Annotated in this window: 17 protein-coding genes and 1 tRNA gene; 4 read left to right on the top strand and 14 right to left on the bottom strand. The window is 69.0% G+C overall.

Annotated features, from left to right (window positions below; translation table 11 throughout):
• Position 1: 1 nt before the first annotated feature.
• Together ACQPYM_RS22345 and eccCa are read right to left on the bottom strand one after the other, a co-directional pair.
• Entirely contained in the window at positions 2–448 is a 447-nt protein-coding gene (locus ACQPYM_RS22345; protein ID WP_433002928.1) for a hypothetical protein, read from the bottom strand.
• Positions 445–4,347: a type VII secretion protein EccCa gene (gene eccCa, locus ACQPYM_RS22350; RefSeq protein ID WP_433002931.1), complete on the bottom strand. Its 3,903-nt coding sequence runs from the start codon at positions 4,345–4,347 to the stop codon at positions 445–447. The genes ACQPYM_RS22345 and eccCa overlap by 4 nt, the downstream gene beginning before the upstream one ends.
• A gap of 258 nt (positions 4,348–4,605) precedes the next feature.
• On the opposite strand from eccCa, the gene ACQPYM_RS22355 reads away from it, so the two are divergent.
• The gene (locus ACQPYM_RS22355; RefSeq protein WP_433002934.1) at positions 4,606–5,454 is read left to right on the top strand and encodes a hypothetical protein; all 849 of its coding nucleotides are present in this window, start codon (positions 4,606–4,608) and stop codon (positions 5,452–5,454) included.
• 57 nt (positions 5,455–5,511) lie between these two features.
• Here ACQPYM_RS22355 and ACQPYM_RS22360 read toward each other — a convergent pair whose 3' ends face one another.
• The 8 genes from ACQPYM_RS22360 to uvrA form a co-directional block, all read right to left on the bottom strand.
• Positions 5,512–5,787, bottom strand: coding sequence for a hypothetical protein (locus ACQPYM_RS22360; protein ID WP_433002937.1), 276 nt, complete (start codon positions 5,785–5,787; stop codon positions 5,512–5,514).
• Between the two features lie 6 nt (positions 5,788–5,793).
• On the bottom strand, positions 5,794–6,318 hold the full coding sequence (locus tag ACQPYM_RS22365; protein ID WP_433002940.1) for a hypothetical protein: 525 nt from the start codon (positions 6,316–6,318) through the stop codon (positions 5,794–5,796).
• Positions 6,315–13,160 carry a toxin glutamine deamidase domain-containing protein gene (locus ACQPYM_RS22370; RefSeq protein WP_433002943.1) on the bottom strand — a complete coding sequence of 2,282 codons (6,846 nt, stop codon included), beginning with the start codon at positions 13,158–13,160 and terminating at the stop codon, positions 6,315–6,317. The genes ACQPYM_RS22365 and ACQPYM_RS22370 overlap by 4 nt, the downstream gene beginning before the upstream one ends.
• A gap of 62 nt (positions 13,161–13,222) precedes the next feature.
• Positions 13,223–13,507 carry a hypothetical protein gene (locus tag ACQPYM_RS22375; protein ID WP_433002946.1) on the bottom strand — a complete coding sequence of 95 codons (285 nt, stop codon included), beginning with the start codon at positions 13,505–13,507 and terminating at the stop codon, positions 13,223–13,225.
• Positions 13,504–13,881: a DUF6507 family protein gene (locus tag ACQPYM_RS22380; protein ID WP_433002949.1), complete on the bottom strand. Its 378-nt coding sequence runs from the start codon at positions 13,879–13,881 to the stop codon at positions 13,504–13,506. Before ACQPYM_RS22380 ends, ACQPYM_RS22375 begins: the two co-directional genes overlap by 4 nt.
• Positions 13,882–13,976: 95 nt before the next feature.
• Entirely contained in the window at positions 13,977–14,282 is a 306-nt protein-coding gene (locus ACQPYM_RS22385; RefSeq protein ID WP_433002952.1) for a hypothetical protein, read from the bottom strand.
• A gap of 14 nt (positions 14,283–14,296) precedes the next feature.
• Complete coding sequence (locus tag ACQPYM_RS22390; protein WP_433002955.1) at positions 14,297–14,635, bottom strand: hypothetical protein; 339 nt, start codon at positions 14,633–14,635, stop codon at positions 14,297–14,299.
• Positions 14,636–14,816: 181 nt separating this feature from the next.
• Complete coding sequence (gene uvrA / locus ACQPYM_RS22395) at positions 14,817–17,843, bottom strand: excinuclease ABC subunit UvrA (protein ID WP_433002958.1); 3,027 nt, start codon at positions 17,841–17,843, stop codon at positions 14,817–14,819.
• Positions 17,844–18,012: 169 nt separating this feature from the next.
• Between uvrA and ACQPYM_RS22400 the strand changes: the two genes are divergently transcribed.
• Entirely contained in the window at positions 18,013–18,714 is a 702-nt protein-coding gene (locus ACQPYM_RS22400) for a maleylpyruvate isomerase family mycothiol-dependent enzyme (RefSeq protein WP_433002961.1), read from the top strand.
• A gap of 19 nt (positions 18,715–18,733) precedes the next feature.
• Positions 18,734–19,393: an MBL fold metallo-hydrolase gene (locus tag ACQPYM_RS22405; protein ID WP_433002964.1), complete on the top strand. Its 660-nt coding sequence runs from the start codon at positions 18,734–18,736 to the stop codon at positions 19,391–19,393.
• Here ACQPYM_RS22405 and ACQPYM_RS22410 read toward each other — a convergent pair whose 3' ends face one another.
• A complete protein-coding gene (locus ACQPYM_RS22410; protein ID WP_433002967.1) occupies positions 19,394–19,891 on the bottom strand; it encodes a cupin domain-containing protein in 498 nt (165 codons plus the stop codon).
• Between the two features lie 115 nt (positions 19,892–20,006).
• On the opposite strand from ACQPYM_RS22410, the gene ACQPYM_RS22415 reads away from it, so the two are divergent.
• Positions 20,007–21,140, top strand: a complete 1,134-nt coding sequence (locus ACQPYM_RS22415) for a LuxR C-terminal-related transcriptional regulator (RefSeq protein WP_433002970.1) — start codon at positions 20,007–20,009, stop codon at positions 21,138–21,140.
• On the opposite strand, the gene ACQPYM_RS22420 is transcribed toward ACQPYM_RS22415, so the two are convergent.
• The 3 genes from ACQPYM_RS22420 to der all read right to left on the bottom strand — a co-directional run bounded on the left by ACQPYM_RS22420 (position 21,137) and on the right by der (position 23,494).
• Positions 21,137–21,916 (bottom strand): hypothetical protein, encoded by a 780-nt coding sequence (locus ACQPYM_RS22420; RefSeq protein WP_433002973.1) that lies wholly within the window; start codon positions 21,914–21,916, stop codon positions 21,137–21,139. The genes ACQPYM_RS22415 and ACQPYM_RS22420 overlap by 4 nt on opposite strands.
• A 50-nt stretch (positions 21,917–21,966) precedes the next feature.
• Positions 21,967–22,040, bottom strand: a tRNA-Pro gene (locus tag ACQPYM_RS22425).
• A 71-nt stretch (positions 22,041–22,111) separates the two neighbouring features.
• A complete protein-coding gene (gene der, locus ACQPYM_RS22430) occupies positions 22,112–23,494 on the bottom strand; it encodes a ribosome biogenesis GTPase Der (RefSeq protein WP_433002976.1) in 1,383 nt (460 codons plus the stop codon).
• Between the last annotated feature and the right edge of the window lie 74 nt (positions 23,495–23,568).

Raw genomic sequence — 23,568 nt, forward strand, 5'->3', positions numbered from 1 at the left:
CTCAGTCGGTTCCTTCACTCGTGCTCTGGTCCGTCGTGCTGTGGTCCGGGCCCGGGGCCATCGTGCTGTGCGCCATCGTGGTCTGGTTCATCTCGGCGCCGCCGGACGTCCAGACCTTGCCGCCGAGCCGATCGATCAGCGTGTTCGCGTACTTCTCGGCGAGTTCGCGGGCACCGTCGCGGGCCGAGGCCCGGATCTCGACCCACCAGACCGGCGTCTCCACCGACCCGGCCGCGGTACCGAGCATCCGCTCGACCTCCCCCGGCACCTGCACGAGCAGCGGAAGCTCGATCGAGACCAGCGGCAGGTTCTCGTCGTCGCAGAGCTGGACGACGGCGCCGCCGCTCACCGCGCGGACTCCGAGCTCCTTCCCGGCCGCGCCGAGACCGGCCAGCACGTCGTCGCTCGACGGACGCCCGTCCACGAGCGCCACCAGGTCGTAGGTCATGTCGTTCCTCCGCTGTTCTCCGTGCCGGCCTGCCGCGCCGCGTCGGCGAGGGCCGTCTGGACGAGCTGTGGCCCGTCGCCCCGTCGTACGAACAATCCCCGGCCGGGCGGGTAGTCGCCCGGACGCGCGCCGGTGAAGAGCTGTCCCTCGTTGCGGTCGCCGGACATCACCAGGCCGGCCGCCCCGGACTCGACGACCGCGGACAGGAACGGCTCGTACATCTGCCGCGACGCACCCGAGGCGCGCCGGGTCACGATGAAGTGCAGCCTGATGTCCCGGCCGGACGCGATGTAGGGCAGGAACGGGTCCATCGGTGACTGCCCACCCGTGGTCAGCAGGTCGTAGTCGTCGGCCAGCACCACGATCCGCGGCCCGCCCTGGCCGGCCTCCGGGATGGCGCCGGTGTCGTCCGGCATCCGCTTCGCCAGCTCCTCCGACACTCCCCCGGCCAGCCCGGCGGCAACCCGGCCGTTCGGCGCGTAGCCACCGACATACTCCTCCGGTACGACGTCGCGCAGGCCGCGCCGCGGATCCATCACCGCGAACACCAGCTGGTCGGACTTGTGCCGCTCGATCAGCTGCTGGACGACGAGGCGGACGATGTTCGTCTTGCCCGAGCCGCTGTCGCCGAAGACCACCAGGTTGCTGTCGCGACCGGCCAGGTCCAGGTACACCGGTGCCAGCGCACGCTCGTCCACCCCGATCGGTACGACGGCCGGCTGCCGGATCTCGTCGGCCACCTCGGCCCGCGGCAGCTTGAGCGGCAGAATCCGGACCTGCGGCGCCCGCGGTCCCTGCCAGGTCGACCGCGCGGACACGGCCTGCGCCTCGAGCACCTCGGCCAGGTTCTCGTCGGAGGCGACACCGTCCACCCGCGGCAGCGCGAACTGCGCGAACAGCTTGGCGGATCCCGGTACCAGCATCCGGCCCGGACCGGCCTTGCGCAGAACCTCCTGCAGGCGCCGGTCGATGTTGGAGTCCGACGGGTCGTTCAGGCGCAGCTCGTACATCGTGCCGAACATTGCCTGGTTCTGCATCCGGACGTCGTTCCAGCGCATCATCGAGGTGACCACGTGGATGCCGTAGTTGCCGCCGCGCGACAGGATGTCGGTGATCGGCTCGTCCAGCTCGTCGAAGGTGGTCCGGATCGCACCGAAGTTGTCGATCACCAGCACGATGTCGGCCGTCGGCAGCTCCGGGATCGCGCCCGCCGCGTGGTCCCGGCGGAGCGCCTCCATGGTGTCGATCGCGTGGTTGCGGAACACCCGCTCGCGGTGGTCGATCATCCCGCGGATCTCCTCGACCGTCCGCCGGACCTTCTCCCGGTCGGTCCGCAGCGCGACGCCACCGACGTGCGGCAGCTTCTCCAGCGCCTGCATGCCACCGCCGGCCAGGTCGAGCGCGTAGATCGCGACCTCGGCCGGAGTGTGGGTGTGCGCCAGCGAGGTGACCAGCGTTCGCAACGCCGTCGTCTTGCCGGACTGCGGACCGCCGACGATCGCGACGTGGCCGCCGGCCCGGGTCAGGTCCAGCCGCAGAACCTCCTGGCGCTGGTTGCTCGGGTCATCGATCACGCCGACCGGAGGCTTCATCTGCGGCGACTTCACCGACAGCTGGAGACCGCGATCGGGAACGAAGTCGGCACGGCCGGCCAGGCCGTCCAGCGTGCAGGCGGCCGGCAGCGGGGGCAGCCAGATCTTCAGCACCGACTCGGCGGCCTTCGACACCTGGTCGACGAACACGGTCAGCACCGTCGGTCCCGTCGAACGCTCGGTGGCCTTCGCCTCGACCGGCTTCTGCGCCTCCAGCTCCTCCTCGGACTGCTGGTACGGCGTCAACGCCTGCGGGCGGACCTCCGCGCCCTCGTCCTCGATGATGTCGTCCGTCGGCGGAACGTACGGGCCGGAGATGTACGCCGCGCGGAAGCGCTGGTAGATGCTCGTGTCGACCTTGAGGAACCCGAATCCGGGCAGCGGCGGCAGGTGGAACGCGTCGGTGGTGTCCAGCACCGTCCGGCTCTCCTCCTCGGAGAACGTCCGCAGACCCAGCCGGTACGACAGGTAGGTCTCCAGGCCGCGCAGCTTGCCCGACTCGACCCGCTGGCTGGACAGCAGCAGGTGCACACCGATCGACCGGCCGATCCGGCCGATCGAGAGGAACAGGTCGATGAAGTCCGGCCGTTCGTTCAGCAACTCGCCGAACTCGTCGATGATGACGAACAGGTGCGGTAGCGGCGGCAGGTCCGGGTTCTCTTCCCGCGCCAGCCGGTAGTCGGTGATGTTGGCCTTGTTGCCCGCCGCCTTCAGCACCTCCTGGCGGCGCTGCACCTCCCCTTCCAGGCTCTTGTACGCGCGCTCGATCAGGCTCGCGTCATCGCGCAGGTTGGTGATGATGCCGGCCACGTGCGGCACCCCTTCGAACGGTGCGAACGAGGCGCCACCCTTGAAGTCGACCAGCACCAGCGCCAGGTCCTCCGGGCTGTGCGTGGCCAGCAGGGCCAGCACCATCGTTCGCAGTACTTCGGACTTTCCGGAGCCGGTCGCACCGATACAGAGTCCGTGCGGGCCCATCCCGAGCTGGGCCGATTCCTTCAGGTCGACGAGGACGACGGCGCCCTGGTCGTCGATGCCGAGCGGGACCCGCAGGAACGCGCGATCCGGACGCGGCCGCCACAGCTGCTTGAAGTCCAGCCGGGCCACGTCGCTGATGCCGATCAGGCCCATGAAGTCGACGTTGTCGCGCTGCGCGTCCTCGTCCAGCGACTCCGCGGACAGCCGCAGGGGGGCGAGCTCGCGGGCGATCCCCTCGGCAACGGCGGCTTCCATCCGGTCGACCTGGCCGCTGGCGACCATCGGGTACGGCCCGCGCAGGTCCTCGATCCGGACCTCGTCGCCGTACACGATGATCCGGATCGTCACCGAGCTCGGCTCCTGGACGCGGTCGGCGACCAGGTGCAGCACGGTGACGCCGAGCTCGCCGGGCAGGAGGGAGTCGTCGGCCTGCGGGCGGACCTCGGCGGCGACGTCGCCGTACGTGTCGTGCAGGACCAGCAGCCGCTTGGTCAGCCGCTTGCGGTCCTCGAAGTTGACCGACCCGCGACGCGACTCGGTGGCCCACTGGACCCGCTCGCTCAGATCGTCCGACAGCAGCCGGCCCAGCGCGGCCGGGGTCTCGGCGATCCGGCGGAACGGCATCGGGCCCTGCCGGCGCTCCGGGTCCTGGATGTGCGGCAGCCAGTTCATCCACTGCCAGTCCCGCATCGTGGCCCGCGGGAAGCACGCGGCCATCTTCACGTCCTCCGGCGCGTGGAAGACCGCCGTCTGCGCGAGCAGCGAGCGGGCCACCCGGACGACGCCCTCACGGTCGCCGATGATGCTGACGTTGCCGACGTGGTCCAGCGGCACGGTCAGCGGCATGTCCGGGTTCAGCATGAAGCGCCGGACCAGGCTGTTCGCCTCGGCCATCATGAACTGGTCCGGCGGATCCATCGCGGAACCGCCCTGACCGACCATCGCGGGAACCGCGGGCACGCGGCCACTGCCACAACGCGGTTGCAGGAAGTCACTGTCGGTACGACGGCGCTCCCACAGCCGGGACACGTCGGCCACGCAGTCCAGCAGCGCATCCGGCGGCGGGTTCAACTCCAGCGCCTGCGACCGGGCCTTGCGCTCCTGGACGGAGAAGTCGTCCCGCATTCGCTCGAGATAGTCGAGGTACCGGCGGCGCTGGTTCTTGCGGTCTTTGCCGCCCCGGCCCCGGGACGAGAGCATGGCGGCGACGGAGCCGACCAGGGTCAGCCCCAGCATCCCGACGCCGACCATCACCATCGGGCCGGACCGGCCCATCGTCATCATCGCGACCGAGCCGAGGCTGCCCACCATCGGCAGCAGCATCTGCATCGCGCCACCGCCCCCACCACCGCCACCTCCGCCGAGGGAGGGCGCGGGTTCGATCACGCGCTGCTGGGGGACAACGGGGGCAGATGTGCGCCGCGCCGGGCGGTGCACGATCCGGCTTGCCACTAAGGTTTTCCTCCGCTGGACCAGCCCGCGGGTGCGCGGGGACTTTGCTGTTTCTGAGCGACGGACGCGCGAGACACTCTAGTGGTGGGGTGAGGTCACGAGATGACGGGTACGGACGATTCCACTGTGATGGAAATGATTGCGGACCTCGCGCCGCTCTGGTTACCGGGCTGCGTCGTCGACAGCGAGCGTCGCACGGTCGAGGTCGACTGGGGCCGCGGCGGGCTGCGGATGTCGGCCGTGGTCAGCGTCACCGAGGTCGTCGATCGTTGCCTTCAGCTACCACAGGCCCGCTGGCCGGAGCAGATCGAAGCCTGGCTGCGGGCCGTCGTCGCCGAGGGCGAACTGGCCACCGAGGAGCACCGGTACGGCGATATCGCGGAACGCCAGCGGGCGTTGCTGGTGCAGCGCGGCTGGTCGGCACGCACCGCGGGGCCGGTCGCCGACGCGTTGGTGCCGTTCGGGGAGCACTTCGAGGTGGTCGTGTTCATCCGGACCGGCAGCGAGTTGCGCCGGCTGACCGTCGTCCGGCGGTCGATGCTGGGACTCGGCGACCCCGGCGTACCGTCGCCGGTCCAGCTCAGCCTGGCGGAGATCGCGGGCCTGAAACCGCGCCAGGACGGCGGAATCTCGGTGCTCAGCCGCGACGGTGATCCGCTGGTCTCGATGGCGATCGTCGACCGGGACAACTTGTTGCCCCAGGCATCTTTGGGCGCCGGCGTGCTGGTCGGCGTACCGCGGTTGAGTGCGGTCGGCTACTGCCCCGCCGATGCCGGCCAGGCACAGGCCGACGCGCTGGCCCGCTGGGTCACCGACAGCTACCGCGGCGCTCCGGACCAGTGCTCCCCCGACCTCTACTGGCTGCAGGGCGACCAGATGGCGCAGGTACCGATCACGCTGGCGACTCCGCCGGGTGCCGTCCTGCCCGCCGCGCTGAAGCCGCAGCCCCGTCGTACCTGGCTGCGGCATCTCTTCGGCCGCTGACTACTTTCTTCGGCCGCTGACTGCTTGGCGGGTGCTGACTACTTGGAGGGGTGCTGACTACTTGGAGGGTGACGGGCTGACCGGGCCGGAGGTGGTCGCGGTCGGCGTGGGCTGCTGGTTCTGCTTCTCCTTCGCCTGCGCCGACTTGAAGTACGACACTCCGGCACAGCCCGCGCACGCGACCGCACCGATCATCACACTCGCGAGCACCTTGCCGGTCTGCTCGTTCAGCGTGTTCCTGGCCCGCTCGGCCCCGAACAACCAGGCTTCCCGTAGCCGTCGTCGCCGTACCGCGACGGACTCGATGACCTGCGTACCGTAGTTCCCCGACATCCGCGCTCAGCTCTCCCGGTCCGCCATGTCCAGCGTTGCCTCGTCGATCGGCAGCGGTTCCAGCGCGGCCCGGTCGGCCAGCGAGCGAATCGGGAACGATCCGGAGCCGAGCTCGATGAACCCCTTCGACACCGAATAGCCGCCGCCGCGGCCGAGCAGGCTGAGCAGTGGCTCGTACGGATCGTCCAGCTCCGGGAACCGTTGGCGCGGCAGGTCGCCGAGCGCCGCCCACCGAACGATCACCGCGGCATGCGCCGGCCGGACGGGGAACAGTCCCACGGTCGTCGCGTCGATCTCGAGCTTCGCCAGCAACGCCGGGTCGACGACGAGCTCCGGATCCAGAGCACCCGCCAGGTCGCTGAACGGCCAGCCCTCCTCCGCGCCGACGGCCAGCGCCCACTGCGCAGTACGGCGGAGGAACTCGCGCGCCAGCCGGCCACGGGAACGCCGATGCGCGCGCGCCGCGGCTTCGTCCCATTCCACCGCGACGAGGCGGTCGACCATCCGCTCTGCCGCGACTGTGTCGGTCACCATCCCATCCCTTCGATTGCTCGCCGGACGATGTCGTCCAGATTGGACAGATCGGGCGCGACTCCTCCAGGAGGCGGCGTCAGTCCGTGGCTCTTCCAGTGCTCCAGCAGGAGCTCGAGGTTACTGGTGGCCTGCAGCGCGCGTGGCGCCGCGGTGTGCGCACCGACGTGTTCGGTGGTGTCGCCGTAGCCGTCCACGTCGTCCCACAGCCTCGGATCGGCATAGTTGTACGGAACACCGGCCTCCATCAGCTTGGCCTCTACGTACTCGTGCGCGATCACGGACCGCAACTCGTTGAACTCGTTCGGACTCTGCAGCTTTCCAGCGATCGCCGACTTCCACAGGCCGGCGATGTAGTCGTCAGCCGTGAAGTACCCGTGCACGATATCGCCTCCGCCGACCGCGACATCATGTTTGTTCACGAAGAGGTTCCGCTTCGCCACGTCGACCACACCCGGGTCGAGGTCGAGCGACGCGGCCACCTTCGGAACGTCATCGGTCCGGTTCCGGATGTTCTGATAAGCCTTCTCCGCCGTTGACGTGTCCGGCTCGACGAACTCACCCTTTGCCGGCTGCCGGACGGGGAACTCCGAGTTGTCGCGTCGCGCGGGCGAGCCCCCGGTCGGTTGCTCATTGTGCGGCTGCGGCGGGCCCTGGCCGTCGGGCTGACGCGGCGGCTCCGATTGACGATCCGCCGAACCGTACGGATCGGCCGAACCGTACGGGTCAGGTTGGCCATGCGATGGCTGCTCCGGCGTGTTCCGCGCGCTCGGTCCGAACTCCTGCGGGTTGTACGCCGGCCGCTGCGGCTGCCCGAACGGTTGCTGAGGCTGGTAGTGCCCGGGCTGCTGCGGCTGACCGTACGGGTCGTGCGGACGCGGAGGCACATACGGATCCGCCTGCCCCGGCTGATTAGGCGGGTAGTGCTGCCCAGGCTGGTGTGGCGGGTACTGCTGTCCAGGCTGGTTAGGCGGGTAGTGCTGCCCAGGCTGGTGTGGCGGGTACTGGTGCGGTGGGTACTGATCGGGCTGGTTCGGTGCGTACTGACCCGGCTGGTGCGGCGGTCCGTACGGATCCGGCTGATGCAAAGGCGCATACGGGTCTTGACGTCCCGGCCCGTACTGCGACTGCTGCTCCGGCTGGCGGTACGGCTGGTTCGGCTGACCCGGCTGGTGCGGGTGCGGCTGGTGAGGATGCGGCTGCCGCCCTGGGTAGTGCTGCTCCGGCTGGCGGTACGGCGCCTCCGGCTGTCCCGGATGCCCAGGCTGCTGGTTCTGATACCCCGGCTGCTCCCCCTGCCGATGCCCAGGCGCAAACGGCTGCTGCCCCGGATGCGACTGCTGCCCAGGGTGATACCCATGCTGCTGCTGCGCCGGCCCGTACTGCGACTGCTGCTCCGGATACCGCCCAGGCTGGTTCGGCTGACCCGGCTGGTGCGGGTGCTGCCCCGGGTAGGGCTGCCCAGGCTGCCGATACGGCGCCTCCGGCTGTCCCGGATGCCCAGGCTGCTGGTTCTGATACCCCGGCTGCTCCCCCTGCCGATGCCCGGGCCCAAACGGCTGCTGCCCTGGGTGGTTCTGCGGCGGCCCGTACTGCGACTGCGGTCCCGGCTGCTGCCCAGGGTGATACCCCGGCTGCTGCTGCCCCGGCCCGTACTGCGGCTGCTGTCCCGGGTGCTGCGGCTGCTGGCTCGGGTGGTGACCGGGCTGCTGCCCGGTCGGCCCGAACTGGCCGTCGGGCTGCTGACCCGGGTGATATCCGGGCTGCTGACCAGTCGGCCCGAACTGCCCAGGCTGCTGCTGCCCCGGGTGGTAACCAGGTTGCTGCTGGCTCGGGTGATACCCGGACTGCTGCTGGGTCGGGTGGTGGCCGGGTTGGTTCTGCGGTGGCCCGTACTGCGGCTGCGACTGCTGACCCGGGTGATACCCCGGCTCCTGGCCCGTCGGGCCGAACTGCCCGGGCTGCCGCTGACCAGGCTGGTGTGGTGGCGGGCCGTACTGCGGCTGCGACGGCTGGCCTGGGTTATAGCCGGGCTGGTTCTGCGGCGGCCCATATTGCGGCTGCGACGGGTTGTAGCCGGGCTGCTGGCCCGTCGGCCCAAACTGTCCAGGCTGTTGGGCCGGGTTGTAGCCGGGTTGCTGACCCGTCGGGCCGAACTGCGCAGGCTGCTGCGCCGGGTTGTAGCTGGGCTGCTGACCAGTCGGGCCGAACTGGCCCGGCTGGTTGCCGGTCGGGCCGAATTGGCCGGGCTGTTGCGGGGTTTGGTACTGGGCATCTGCGTGCTCTGCCCAGTAGTTGCGCCTGGTGTCGGGCTCGACCGTGACCGGCGACGCGTCTCCCTCCGGTACGTCTACCGGGCCGCTGTGGTCGCGGACGTGTACGTGCCAGGTGTTGGTCTCCGCGTCGTACACCGGCTTCGACGTCGGGTAGAACGTGGTGTGCGGCGGGTGGATGACCTCGTCGACGCCGACGTACTTGTCCCGCAGGAACGACATGTCCTTGCCGTGCCGGGCGTCGATGTGCAGCACGACCCGGCCCGCGGAGTACTGGCCGCCGCTGAAGATCTTCGCGCCGTCCGGGTCCTTGTCCGAGTGGGTGAACGCGTTCTCCGTCGGGCTCTGACCCGGCTGGTAGCGGTTCAGGAACGCCTGCAGCTGCTCCGGGGTGTCGAACGCGATACCCCGGTCGATCTTGCCCTGGAAGTCAGGCAGCTTCCGCATCGCCGAGGTGGCGACCCGGACCAGCGGGTTGTTCTCGACGTTCGGGTCGCCGGCGCGGTAGGCGTTGTTGATGTCCTGGTGGTCGGTGCCCAGCATCCGCTCCATGGCGGTGAGCTCGACGTCCGACAGGTCGTCGATGGTGCCCGGCAGTTGCTCCCGCCCGCGTCGCCGGTGCTCGGCGATCTTGCCCGGGTCGATCGATTTCATGCTGTCGCGCAACCGCGCCAGGTCCTGCGCCGACGCCCGGAAGTTCGGGTCAGCAAGCTCCGACCCGTTGTACCGCCCAAGATCCCGCCGGCCAGGAGTCCCCGCCCCGTACTGATCAGCCCGCCCAGCCTCCGGGGTGCTCTTGTCCGGGGTGTTCGATTCCGGCGTCCGCGACTCCGGCATGCCCGACTCGGGCGCATTCGTGTCCGGCGTCCGCGACTCCGGGCTGCGCGAGTCCGGGGTACGCGAGTCAGGCGCATTCGTGTCCGGCGTACGGGACTCCGGCGTCCGCGAGTCCGGCGCATTTGTGTCCGGCGTGCGGGGTTGCGGTGTGGCCGGGTCCGGTGTGGGGGTGTTTGGATCTGGCGTTCGTGGATCTGGGGCGTTCGGGGTGTTGGGGTCTGGGGTGTGTGTGCCGTGGGGGGTGGTGTTCGGTGGGTTGTAGCCGGGGGTGCCGGGGCGGGGGGCGATCGGGGGGATGGTTTGGCGCATGTACTGCAGCTGCGACGCCGGCGGGGTGTTCGGGGTGCGCGGCGGGCCTTCCCAGCGGCCGCCGCGCTCGCGGACGGCGAACTGGATCGACGTGATGTTGCCGGTGCCGTTGCCGTTGTCGTACGGGTTCTTCGGGTGCGAACCGGTGTGACCGTCGGGGAACGCGTCGACGACCTTGCCGCCCGGCGGCTGTGAGTCCAGGAACTTGACCCGGCCCGACGGGTCGACGAACGCGTTCAGCACGTGACCACCGCCCGGGATGTTGGGCATGCTCGATCGCCAGGTCACGAAGATGTTCGCGTGCGTGCCCGGCGGGCGGCCGTTCAGCGCGTCGAACACCCGCTGGTACGCCGCGTTGGTGAAGTCCGCCGGGTCGGCGTCCCAGTCCTGCAGGCCCATCTTGTTCTCGGCCGGGAAGTCCTCGATGTCCATCCACTCGAGGGTGGCCTCGGGGTTCTCGCCGTTCGCGAGCTTCCGGCCGGCGGACAGGTCCGGCGTCTCGCCGTTCAGGATCGCCGCGGTCTTGCGGGAACCGTCCGCGCAGTTCATCCGGTACTGCGGGCTGACGGCGTAGTTCGGGTTGACCTTGCCGGCCCAGTTCTCCGGGTTCGACTCCGGCGGATCGCCGACCGAGTCGCGCAGGTCGTCCCGACGGGGGTCCGCCGGGTGCGCCTCGATGTACTGGTCGGGGTCGATCTTCGAGCGGTCCTTGTTCGGTTCGGGCCGGAGGTACTCCGGCTTCAGCTCGTCGACCACCTTCTGGCGCTCGAGCGGACTGTCGTACTTCGGATCGTTCCCGCCGTCGTGCCCCGGCTTGTTGTTCGGCGTGTTCGGGGTGTTGGGCGTGCTCGGGGTGTTCGGGGTGTTGGGCGTGTTCGGGGTGTTAGGCGTGCCCGGCGTGTTCGGGGTGTTGGGCACGTTCGTGTGGCCCGGAGTGCTCGGCACGTTCGTGTGGCCCGGCGTGTTCGGCACGTTCGTGTGGCCGGGGGTGTTGGGCACGTTGGTGTGGCCGGGCATGCCGGGGTGCATCGGCATGACGGGAGTGACAGCGGGGTCCGCGTGCCGAGCCGTCACCGGGTCCGGCGTGTTCGGGGTGCCAGGCGTGGTCGTCTCCGGCGTCCGCGTCGTTCCCGGAGTCTGCGTTTCCGGCGTACGGCTCGTCTGCGGCGTGTGCGTGGTCTCCGGGGTCCGCGAGGTCTCCGGGGTCCGCGAGGTCTCCGGCGTGTTCGTCGACTCGGGGGTCCGCGAGGTCTCGGGTGTGCTGGAGGTTTCCGGGGTCCGCGAAGTCTCTGGAGTCCGGCTCGTCTCGGGAGTGTTCGTCGACTCCGGGGTCCGCGTGGTCTCCGGAGTCCGCGAGGTCTCCGGGGTGCGCGAGGTCTCCGGCGTACGGGAGGTCTCCGGCGTGTTCGTCGACTCCGGGGTCCGCGAGGTTTCCGGGGTGCGGGAGGTCTCTGGGGTGCGGCTGGGCTCGGGGGTGTTGGTCGAGTCCGGCGTGCGGGTCGTCGAGTCCGGGGTGCGGGACGTGTCTGGGGTGTTGGTGGTGCTCGGGGTGTTCGCGTCCGGCGTCCGCGTCGTGGGGGACGTGGTGGAGTCCGGCGTCCGCGTCGTGGGTGAGGTGCTGGTTTCGGGCGCGCGGTTGGTTGGCGTCGTCGTACCAGGATCCGTGTGCGACCCGGGAGTCGCCGTGCTCGGGGTCGTCGTGCCAGGCGTGTTCGTGCCCGCCGTCGTGCTACCCGGTGTGCTCGTGCCCGGGGTGTTCGTACCAGGCGTCGTCGTACCAGGCGTCGTCGTACCCGGCGTCGTCGTACCCGGCGTGGTCGTACCCGGCGTGGTCGTGCCCGGCGTGGTCGTGCCCGGCGTGGTCGTGCCCGGAGTGGTCGTGCCCGGAGTGGTGGTGCCCGGGGTGCTCGTGCTCGGGGTCGTCGTGCCCGGGGTGCTGGTGCTCGGCGTCGTCGTACCCGGGCTCGTTGTGCCTGGGTTGGCGTGGGCGACTGGAGTGGTCGGGGTGTTGGGGGCGTCGACGTTGCCGGTGTTCGGGGTGTTGACGGTTGGGTTGCTGACCGTCGGGCTGTCCACCGACGGGGTGTCTACCGACGTGGTCGAGGTGTCGACCGAGGTGTGGGTGGTGCCGGGGGTGTTGACCGACGGGACGTCCACCTTCGGGACGTTCTGCATCGTGAAGGTGTCGCCGACGATCGGGATCTTCGCCAGGCCGTTGATGACGTCGCCGACCTTCGGGATCTTCATCGTCGCGCCGAGGGCCAGGTCGTGCAGCCCGGCCCGCATCCCCTGCAACTTCGAGGCCGCACCAGCAACTCTCGACACCGCAGTGCTCGCGGCGCCGAACTTACCGGCCATCGCCGCGGTCTTGACCGCGCCCGCGCTACCGCCCGTCGCCACGGTGGCGACGATGTTGGTGAGCGCCATACCAAGGGCCTTGCCCGGGTTCTTCGCCCACTCGTCCCAGGCGACGAAGCCCTTGAACATCTGCTCGCCCATGTTGAGGCCGGTCTCGCCCCACTCCTTCACCCAGTCGGGCCGGGTGTCCATCCCGGTGATGCTGTCGAAGGCCCACCAGGCGAGCTGTGGACCGACCGTCAGCACTTGTCCGACGAACGTGCCCAACCCCTTCCAGGCATTACCCGCGTCCTCCCAGGTCGGGATGTCGTACCCGAGGGTGTCCTTCGCCCAGTCCTTCAGGCCGGGGATCATGCCGAGCAGCGGGAGCACCGGGATCAGCGTCAGGATGCCCTCGACGGTCTCACCGACGACGGTCAGGACACCGACCGCGAAATCCACCGGGAACTCGATGATGTCCTGCCAGAGCGGCTTGTCCCGCTCCTCCTCGGATCCCCAGGCCGGCTCCTCCGGCTCGGCGTCCTCGTCCGGGGGCGGGGGCGGCTGCTCGCCCTCGCGCACACCGGTCTTCGGATCCCAGGCCTTGCCGCCGTGCAGCTTCACGATCTCGTTGGCCGCGGCGAAGCAGAGCCCAGGGAGCTCCTCCTTCATGATCCGGTTGGTGTCCTGGAACATCCGGTTGTTGTCGTCGATCATGTCCTGATCGTTCTGCCAGTCCGGATTGCCGTTCTTGCGTCGATGCCACTCGTAGGCCTCGTCCCGGATGTCCTTCAGCTTGCCCAGCCGGCTACGCACCTCGCCGGCCAGGTGCTCCAGGTGCCGCGACATCGCCGGCAGGCTGGGACCGAACTCGGCGAGGTTCGTCTGGATCTTCTTCGTCGAGTTGACCAGCAGCTCCCGTTCGGGCGCGTGGTAGACGTTGTTCAACCCACCGAACGTGTTGTGGACGCCGTTGCCCACGTCGACGAACTTCTGCCCGAGGCCGCTCAGCCCTGCCACGTTGTTGTCGAGAGCGGTGACCACCTTGGTCAGCTCCGTGATCGGGATACCTTCGGGTTTGATCATCTAGTTCAGTCCTCGGTCACACGTGGGTCGACGATTGCTTCAGATCCGGCGCGCGGCCGTGGTCACGACGACGGCGGCCGGGCCGCCGCCATCGCCTGCTCGAGCGACTGCTCGCTCGGCGCGAAGGAGCTGATGCCGTGATCAGCCACCAGGAACAGCAAGTTGGCGTACCCGGGCGGAACGAACACCAGGTACTCCTCCGCCTGGTGCGCCGTCCAGTCGGCCAGATCCTCGGGCGTCGCGCCCAGTTCGGGGGTCGGCGCTTCGGCGGTCAGCCACTCGGCCAGCCGCACACGCGCCGCCTGAGCGACCTCGGCCGGCACTTCCGCCGGTACCTGCTCGGTCATACCGCCACGTTCTTTCCGGTCGACCTGGGTGGTGTCCCAGGCGGGTCAGGGATCACGCCGTTCGACGCGGCGCGTTGCGCGGTCAGGGCCATCTCTTCCTGCCCCTCCATGTAGGCCTTGAGGGCGTTCTGGGCGCCGGTCAGCGAGGCACCGACCTGTTTCGCCGCGGCCTCCAGCGTCGGCGACCAATGCTGCGCGTACTCGCCCATAGCCACCGCGACGACCGTGAACATGCTGTAGTTCAGGCCTTCCATGATCGCTTTGAGGTTGGTGCCGTACGTCGTCGCCAACCCGTCGAACGGCTCCGCCGCGGTCACCGTGTCGGTGAGGACCTTGCTGGCCCCCGCGATGTCGATGTCCCAGTCCACTGTCACCCCTCAGGTTCTCCGGCCCTGCACAGGCCACAAACGGCCAGGACGGCCCCATCAGGAGGTGCCGTCCACGGCCGTGAAGATGCGCGTACTACCGGTCAGCCACCGATGCCGTCGACAGCGGCCGAGGCCTTCTTCAGCGTCGCGGCGGCGGTCGAGTCGTTCTGAGCCAGCGTCTCCTTCAGCGACCGGATGATCGCCAGGGTCTGGTCGGCTGCCGTGTTGAACTTCGCCTCGACGCCGCGGTAGTTCTCCGTCACGCCACTGGCCGAGGCGTCCGCCAGGGCCGCGGCCACGTTCTGCTTGTGCGTCGCGATCAGGGCCGAGATCTGGCCGGAGAGGTTGTTGATGGTGGCCTGTACCTCGCCGGAGGCGGCGGTGTCGTAGCTGTTGCGATTTGCCATCGTCAGTCTCTCTCTCAGCGCTTGCCGAACTTGGCGGCGTTGAAGTCCGCCGCGCTCTGGTTCTTCTTCGCGGTCTCGGCCATCTCGGAGTCACCGGTGCGGAAGGCCGCGTCCATCCCGGACTGGCCCTGGTTGATCGCCGCGAGCCCGGCGTTCAGGTCGTTCGCGATCCCGTCCACGTTGGCCTTGAAGCCGTCGAACATCGCCTTGCCGGCGCCGCTCATCTTGCCTTCCAGCGGTTGCGCCGCGGCGACCAGCTGCTTCACCAGGCCACCGAGATCCTGCGTTCCCGTCCCGGTCTTCTTGGCCAACTGGCTCAGGGTGTCCTGACCCATGTCCCAACGTCCGCTCACAATTTCTCCTTCGAAGTCGTTACGCCGCGAACGCAACGATAGACGGCCCGACGGGTCACCAGGTTCCCGCCTCCGATCAGCGGCGACCTTTCGATCAGAACTGAAAGGTCGCCGCCGGAATCCGCCGATTGAGTTGCCGACGGCCCCTGAATTTCCGGTACTGCGAAAGTGCCGCGAACCGTCAGCCGGCCCGCTTGCGCGCGACCGCCTTCTTGGCCGGCGCCTTCTTCGCAGCGGCCTTCTTCGCCGTCCCGTTCCTCACAGCGGCTTTCTTGACAGCAGCCTTCTTCGCCGGCGCCTTCTTCACAGCAGTGGCCTTCACGGCTGTCTTCTCGAGCGCCTGCTTGGCGCTCGGTTTTGCTGCCCGGCCTTTGAGAATCTCGGCCAGGAACTGCCCGGTGTACGAGCCCGGGTTCGCCGCGACGTCCTCCGGGGTGCCCTCGGCAACCAACGTGCCGCCGCGCCGGCCGCCGTCCGGACCGAGGTCGACGATCCAGTCGGCCGTCTTGATCACGTCGAGGTTGTGCTCGATCACCAGTACCGAGTTGCCCTTGTCGACCAGGCTGCCGAGAACGCCGAGCAGCTTGCGGATGTCCTCGAAGTGCAGACCTGTGGTCGGCTCGTCCAGCACGTACACGGTCCGGCCGGTGGAACGCTTCTGCAGCTCCGACGCCAGCTTCACCCGCTGCGCCTCACCACCGGACAGCGTCGGGGCCGGCTGACCGAGCCGGACGTACCCGAGGCCGACCTCGTTCAGCGTGGTCAGGTGCCGGGCGATCGCCGGGATCGCCGCGAAGAACTCGGCCGCCTCCTCGATCGGCATGTCCAGGATGTCCGCGACCGTCTTGCCCTTGTAGTGCACCTCGAGCGTCTCCCGGTTGTACCGGGCGCCGTGACACACCTCGCAGGGCACGTACACGTCGGGCAGGAAGTTCATCTCGATCTTCAGCGTGCCGTCACCCGAGCAGGCCTCGCAGCGGCCGCCCTTGACGTTGAACGAGAACCGGCCCTGCTGGTACCCGCGGACCTTCGCCTCCGGCGTCTCCGCGAACAACTTCCGGACGTGGTCCCAGACTCCCGTGTACGTCGCCGGGTTGGACCGCGGTGTCCGGCCGATCGGGGACTGGTCGACGTGGATCACCTTGTCGACCAGTTCGAGCCCGGAGATCTTGGTGTGCCGGCCGGGGATCGTCTTGGCGCCGTAGATCTGCCGCGCCAGCGAGGTGTAGAGGATGTCGTTGACCAGCGTCGACTTGCCCGAGCCGGACACCCCGGTGACCGCGACGAAGACCCCGAGTGGGATCGAGACGTCGATGTCCTTCAGGTTGTGCTCGCGGGCCCCGAACACCTTCAGCTCGCGACCCTCGGTCAGCGGCCGCCGTACCGCGGGGATCGGGATCTCCCGGCGGCCCGAGATGTAGGCGCCGGTGATCGAGTCCGGGTGGTTGCGCAGGTCCTCGACGGTGCCGGACACCACCACCTGGCCGCCGTGCTCGCCCGCGCCCGGGCCGATGTCGACCACCCAGTCGGCGTGGTCGATGGTGTCCTCGTCGTGCTCGACGACGATCAGCGTGTTGCCCAGGTCCTTGAGCCGGACCAGGGTGTCGATCAGCCGCCGGTTGTCGCGCTGGTGCAGACCGATCGACGGCTCGTCCAGCACGTACAGCACGCCGACCAGGCCGGAGCCGATCTGGGTCGCGAGCCGGATCCGCTGCGCCTCGCCACCGGACAGCGAACCGGCCGGCCGGTTCAGCGCCAGGTAGTCCAGGCCGACGTCGAGCAGGAACCGCAGCCGCTCGCCGATCTCCTTGACCACCCGCTCGGCGATCTGCTTCTCCCGCGGTGACAGCTCCATCCCGGCCAGGAACTCGTGTACCTCGTCGATCGACATCGCGCTGATCTCGGCGATGTTCTTGCCGCCCATGGTGACCGCGAGCGAGATCGGCTTCAGCCGGGCGCCGTTGCAGGCCAGGCAGGGCACCTCGCGCATGTAGCCCTCGAACCGGTCCCGGCTGGTGTCGCTGGACGCCTCCGCGTGCCGGCGTTCGACGTATGGGATGACGCCTTCGAAAGTGGTGTAGTACGAGCGCTCGCGGCCGTAGCGGTTCTTGTACGAGACGTGCACCTGCTGGTCGTGACCGGTCAGCAGCGACTTCTTCGCCTTGGCCGGCAGTTCGGCGAACGGAGTACTGGTCTTGATGCCGAGGTCCTTGGCCAGCGCGCCGAGCAGCCGCTCGAAGTACTGCGAGACGTTGGCTCCCGCCCATGGCTGGATCGCGCCCTCGTCGAGTGACTTCGACGGGTCGGGGACGAGCAGCTCGGGGTCGACCTCCATCCGGGTGCCGAGCCCGGAGCAGACCGGGCAGGCGCCGTACGGCGAGTTGAACGAGAACGAGCGGGGCTCCAGCTCGTCGATCGCCAGGGGGTGGTCGTTCGGGCAGGCGAGCTTCTCGGAGAACCGGCGCTCGCGGCCCGGGTCGTCCTCCGGCAGGTCGACGAAGTCCAGCGTGACGATACCGCCGGACAGCCCGAGCGCGGTCTCGACCGAGTCGGTCAGCCGCTGCTTGGCCGAGCCCTTCACCGCGAGCCGGTCGACCACCACGTCGATGGTGTGCTTCTTCTGCTTGTCGAGCTTCGGCGGCTCGGTCAGCTGGATCGTCTCGCCGTCCACCCGGGCCCGGGAGAAGCCCTGGCCGGTGAGCTGGCGGAAGAGGTCGAGGTACTCCCCCTTGCGGCCGCGGATCACCGGCGCGAGCACCTGGAACCGGATGCCCTCGTCCAGCTCCAGCACCCGGTCGACGATCTGCTGCGGGGTCTGCTTCGCGATCGGCTCACCACACTCGGGGCAGTGCGGCCGGCCCGCCCGGGCGAACAGCAGCCGCAGGTAGTCGTAGACCTCGGTGATCGTGCCGACGGTCGAGCGCGGGTTCTTCGAGGTCGACTTCTGGTCGATCGAGACGGCCGGTGACAGGCCCTCGATGAAGTCCACGTCGGGTTTGTCCATCTGGCCGAGGAACTGCCGCGCATACGCGGACAGCGACTCCACGTAGCGCCGCTGGCCCTCGGCGAAGATGGTGTCGAAGGCCAGGCTGGACTTGCCGGAACCGGACAGGCCGGTGAAGACGATCATGGCGTCGCGCGGCAGGTCGAGCGAGACGTCCTTCAGGTTGTGCTCACGCGCTCCACGCACGATCAGTCGGTCAGACACAAGCTCACTCTCAGCCGTTCTCGAGGGTTTCTGGGGTCGTTCAGCGGCACTGGACGACGCACCTGGGACATGCCCGGTCATGCTAACGAGGCCCACCGACAAAAACTCCACGCCGGTCGCCCGACCGTGGCAGGACGTCTTTCGAAAGCATATTCGATAGAGTCCGGCCATGGACGCACCGGAGGCAACGAGCCGCCTGATCGCGGAGTTACCGCCCGCGAGCCGGCGCCTGCTGGACACTCTTACCCAGTTGCCGGACGACGCAGTACTGCGCCCGTCGCTGCTGCCCGGCTGGACCGTGGGCCATGTGCTAACTCACCTCGCCCGCAATGCCGACGCCCTGGTGAACTTGTGCGACTGGGCCCTGACCGGCGTCCGCAAGCCGATGTACGTGTCCACGGAGGCCCGCGTGGCCGATATCGCCGAGGGCGCGTCCCGGCCGCTCGGGGAGCAGGTCGAGGATATTGCCGCCGCCCAGGCAAGGCTGATGGAGCGCTTCGAGGATCTCCCCGCGGCCGCCTGGACAGCCCCAGTGGTCTGGCCGAGCGGGGCCCCCGGTACGGCGTACCAGGTGGTGCCTGCTCGGCTGAACGAGCTGGAGGTGCACCATGTCGATCTGGGGCTCGGGTACACGTTCGACGACGTACCGGCCGGGGTGCGCGACGTACTGCTCACCTATGTGACCGCTAGGTGGCCCTCGGACCTCCCCGTAGTACTGGAGAGCTCGGACAGCACCTGGTCGTCGCCTGTGCGACCTGCCGGTGCAAGGATCGTCACTGGCGGCAGTGCGGCTCTGCTGAGCTGGGCGCTCGGCCGCAGCGACGGCCGCGAGCTGGGCAGCGACCTGCCCGAGCTGCCGTCGTTCGGATGACAGGACACAGGGAGAGCTCATGACGGAGTACCACGGCAACGTCCGCGTCGGCGGGCCGGCCCAGACGCACGAGCTGGCCAAGCTGATGATCACCAAGGTCGCCGTCGGACCCGGCAACAACAACGCCTACCTGCTGCGCAGCCGGATCACCGACGAGCAGGTGCTGATCGACGCCGCCGACGAGGCGGACACCCTGCTCAAGGTGATCGGCGAGGGCGGCATCAGCCGGGTCATCACCACCCACCAGCACGGCGACCACTGGCAGGCGCTGGCCGAGGTGGTCGCCCGGACGAACGCGATCACGGTCGCCGGCCGCGACGACGCCGAGGGCATCCCGGTGCCGACCGACGAGCTCGTGGGCGACGGCGACCGGGTCGAGTTCGGCGGACTGAGCCTCGAGGTGATCCAGCTAGTCGGCCACACCCCCGGCTCGATCGCCCTCCTGTACGACGACCCGACCGGCCCGCCGCACCTCTTCACCGGCGACTCCCTCTTCCCCGGCGGCGTCGGCAACACCCGGGGCAACAAGAAGAACTTCGAGTCGCTCCTGCACGACGTCGAGACCAAACTCTTCAACCGTCTCCCCGACGAGACCTGGGTCTACCCCGGCCACGGTGCCGACACCACCCTCGGCGCCGAGCGCCCGAGCCTGCCCGAGTGGCGCGCCCGCGGCTGGTAGCTAGAAGGTCAACTGGTGGCGCTCGACGAGCGGCATCGTCGCCTCGAAGTCGATTTCGCAGCCGTACTCCGCGGCCAGCGCCGGAAGCGTCTCGGGGTCGTACTCTCCCCCGGGCTCACCGAGCCGGCGAAAGAGCTGCTCCAGCCCACCGGGCGAGATGATCTCGAGCAGGCGAACCGGGCCGTCCCCCGCGTTCCAGAACGTGTGCCACTGCCTCCGCGGCTTGAAGACCAGCGTTCCGGCCTCCGCGAACACCTCTTCATCCCCCAGCAACACCCCCAGCCGGCCGTCCAGCACGAAGCTGTACTCGTCCTCCCTGGTGTGCAGGTGAACGGGCGCGGCCAGCGTCTTGGGTAGCAACGTGTGCTCCACGAGCGAGAAGCCACCGCCGGAGTCCGCGGCGTCGATCAGGAATCGGTCGACACGACCTTCTGCGTCCGTGAGGGCCAAGCCGTCGTTCGGGCCCAGCACTCGCGGCCCCGTGATCTGCGCGTTCATGTCTGCTCCCCTGGTTGTCGCTGCACTACAGCTGAAGCTACGACCGGGACCCGCCGCAGCCCATTCCAGAAATCTGGTATGCGCGGTCGAGGCCGAACCGCCGTACGGTGGGGAGGTGAGCGGGTACGCGAAACAGCGGGCCGGCGAGAAGATCTCCGCGCTGACGCGACAAAGCCTCGATCTGGTGACTCTCTGGCGAGAGGTGACCGAGGCGCTCCGCCCTGCGATCCCGTACTACGTTGCGCCCTGCTGGTACACGCTCGACCCCGCCTCGTTGCTGGTGACCAGCCACTTCAACGACGACATGCCAGAGCTGCCACCCGAGTGGCTCGCCCAGGAGTACTACGAGCAGGACGTCAACCAACTGGCGGATGTGGCGCGATCCGCGCGGGGCATCTCGACACTGCACGAGGCGACGGATGGGAACCCGGCCAGCAGCCCGCGATGGCACCAGAACATGGAACTCGGCGCTGACCAGGAGCTGATCGCCTGCCTGCGCACCAAGAGCGGCAAGGTCTGGGGCGCGCTCGGCCTGTACCGCGAACAGGGTCAGCCGCTGTTCGACGACGAGGACCTCGCCTTCGTGCGGGAGCTCAGCCCGGTGCTCGCGGCGGGCGCCCGGAGCTCCCTGCTTCTCGGCGAGGCCACGGATCCCGAAGGCTCCGACGCACCCGGGCTGATCGTGGTCACCGCGGACTGGGAGATCGAGTCCGCGACACCTGGTGTCGAGCGCTGGCTCGCCGAGTTGCCGGACGGCGACCTGGCTGCGGGGCGCCTGCCGTCTTCAGTCCTCGCGGTAGCCGGCCGCGCCTTGCGTACTGCGAGGTTCCCGGACGCCGGCGACGTCGCCGTCTCGAGGGTGATGTCGCGCTCCGGTCGCTGGATCGTCCTGCACGGCACCTCGCTGGTCTCGTCGACCTCCCGCCGCGTCGCGGTCATCGTCGAACCGGCCCACCCGGGTCGCATCGCTCCGCTCCTGATGGCGGCGTACGGGCTGACCGACCGGGAACAGGAGGTCACCCGCCTCGTCCTCCAGGGCAACTCCACCACCGAGATCGCCGACCGCCTCCACGTCTCGGCCAACACCGTGCAGCAACACCTCAAGAGCATCTTCGACAAAACCGGCGTCCGCAGCCGCCGCGACCTGGTCGGCAAGATCTTCTTCACCCACTACGAACCCCGCCTCCGAGACAACGAACACCGAGCCACCACCAACCACCCCCTCCGCGGCGGCCCCGCCCACCCCTAACCCAGCAAACTCGACGCATCTCCCACCCGGTACGGCGTGTAGGTTTCGGCATCGATCTGCACGCGGCCGGCCAGGATCGAACTGGGAATCAGGTAGATGCTGCCGTCGCCGAGCAGGATGAAGAACAAGTCGAGGCTGTCCGGGTCGTACGGCATCTTGCCCGCGGTCTTGTCGAGCACATACGGCCGCCGCCCGATGCCGACCGCCCAGCGCCCTTTGCCGTTGCGGCGCACGCAGGTCTTCACCTGCACCCGCTGGATACCCCTGGCCATCGTCACCAGCAGGTCGTACGCCTGCGGCTCGACCGGCAACGCTGCCGGACAACCGCGCAATGCGAACCAGGCCATCGCGACGGCTGGTGCTGCCGTCCGCAACAGTTCCTCGCGCACCGGCTCGCCGAACACCTCATCAGGCTCTGGCTGGAGATGCGGCGCCTTCAGATGCGTGCAATCCAGGCCGAGTCTGGCCGAATGCCCCTTGACCCGAACCCGGTCCGGGCCGTTGTCGGACACCCCGAGACTCGCCATCACGTCGGCCCAGCAGGTAGAACCCAGGACGGCCTCGCGGAGCTGGCGATCGGACCAGCGACGCTGCCCGGTGAAGTGCGAGACGTCGAGTTCGAGCCTGCTCGCGTGCCGCTTGATGGTCCTGAGCACACTCGCCGAGGTGCCCTTCAGCCCCAGCGCACGGGCCACCCCGCGCCATGAGCGGCTGGCTTCTATTGCCTCGCGCAACTGTGCGTCGTTCCAGCTGCGCCTGTCACCGACCGTGTTCATGGCACAACAGTAAAGAGGGGCACCGACAGTGTCGGTGCCCCTCTTTTCGGTCGGGCTGCCGAGATTTGAACTCGGGATCTCTTGTCCCCCAGACAAGCGCCTTACCAGGCTAGGCCACAGCCCGAATGGTCGTCCTCGGGAGGGCGACCGGGGTAAACCTTACCCCATTCCTGGGGGTGGTTTGACCAAGGGGGGCTAGCGTTTTGGCTTTTTGACTCGGGGGCGGATCTGGACGTGGACGGGGCTGCCGACGAAGCCGAAGTCTTCGCGGAGGCGGCGTTCGATGAAGCGCTGGTAGGAGGCCTCGAAGGCGCCCGAGGTGAAGATGGCGAAGGTCGGCGGCATGGTCGTCGCCTGGGTGCCGAACAGGATCTTCGGCTGCTTGCCGCTGCGCACCGGATGCGGGTGGGCGGCGACCAGACGACCCAGGAACGCGTTCAGCTGGCCGGTCGGGACACGGGTCTGCCAGCCTTCGAGGGCTGCCTCGATGGCCGGGACCAGCTTCTCCATGTGGCGGCCGGTCATCGCGCTGATGTTGACCCGCGGCGCCCAGCGGAACTGGACCAGGTCGCGGTCGATCTCGCGCTCCAGGTAGTACCGCCGGTCCTCGTCGACCAGGTCCCACTTGTTGTAGGCGATGACGAGGGCCTTGCCGGCCTCTTCGACCGTGTTCATGATCCGCAGGTCCTGCTCGGTCATCGGCTCGGACGCGTCGACCACCACCACGACCACCTCGGCGCGTTCGATCGCGCTGTTGGTCCGCAGGCTGGCGTAGTACTCGTGGCCCTGGACGTTCTTCACCTTGCGCCGGATGCCGGCGGTGTCGATGAAGCGCCACTGCTTGCCGCCGAGCACGATCTCCTCGTCGACCGGGTCGACCGTGGTCCCGGAGATCTCGCTGACCACCACGCGGTCTTCCTTGGCCACCTTGTTCAGCAGCGAGGACTTGCCCACGTTCGGCTTGCCGACGATCGCGACCCGGCGCGGTCCGCCGACCTCGGCGTCCCGCTCGGCGGGCGCCTCCGGCAACGCGGCCAGGACGGCGTCCAGCATGTCGCCGGTACCCCGGCCGTGCATCGCCGAGATCGGGAACGGCTCCCCGATGCCCAGGCTCCACAGGTTCATCGCCTCGGCCTCGACCCGCTGGTCGTCGACCTTGTTGGCAGCCAGTACGACGGGCTTGCCCGCCTTGCGCAGGACCCGGACGACGGCCTCGTCGGAGTCGGTGATGCCGACCGTCGCGTCAACCACGAACAGCACCGCGTCGGCGGCGTGGATCGCGACCTCGGCCTGCGCCGCCACCAACGCGGCCATACCGACTGCGTCAGGGTCCCAGCCGCCGGTGTCGACCAGGGTGAAGCCGCGGCCGGCCCAGTTGGCGTCGTACGAGACGCGGTCGCGGGTGACGCCCGGAGTGTCCTCGACCACAGCCTCGCGGCGGCCGATGATCCGGTTCACCAGCGTGGACTTGCCGACGTTGGGCCGGCCGACGATCGCCACCACCGGCAGCGGACCGGTGTCTTCGCGTTCGTGGGTCGGCTCCGCGTCGATCTCGTAGCCGGTGGGCAGGTCACTCATCAGAATCCTTCGGGTCTGGCGCGCCCGGGAGCGGGTGGCCGTGGCTTCGACGGCCGCCTGCACATGGGCCCGCA

This window comes from Kribbella sp. CA-294648, from assembly GCF_050943845.1.
GTDB lineage: Bacteria > Actinomycetota > Actinomycetes > Propionibacteriales > Kribbellaceae > Kribbella.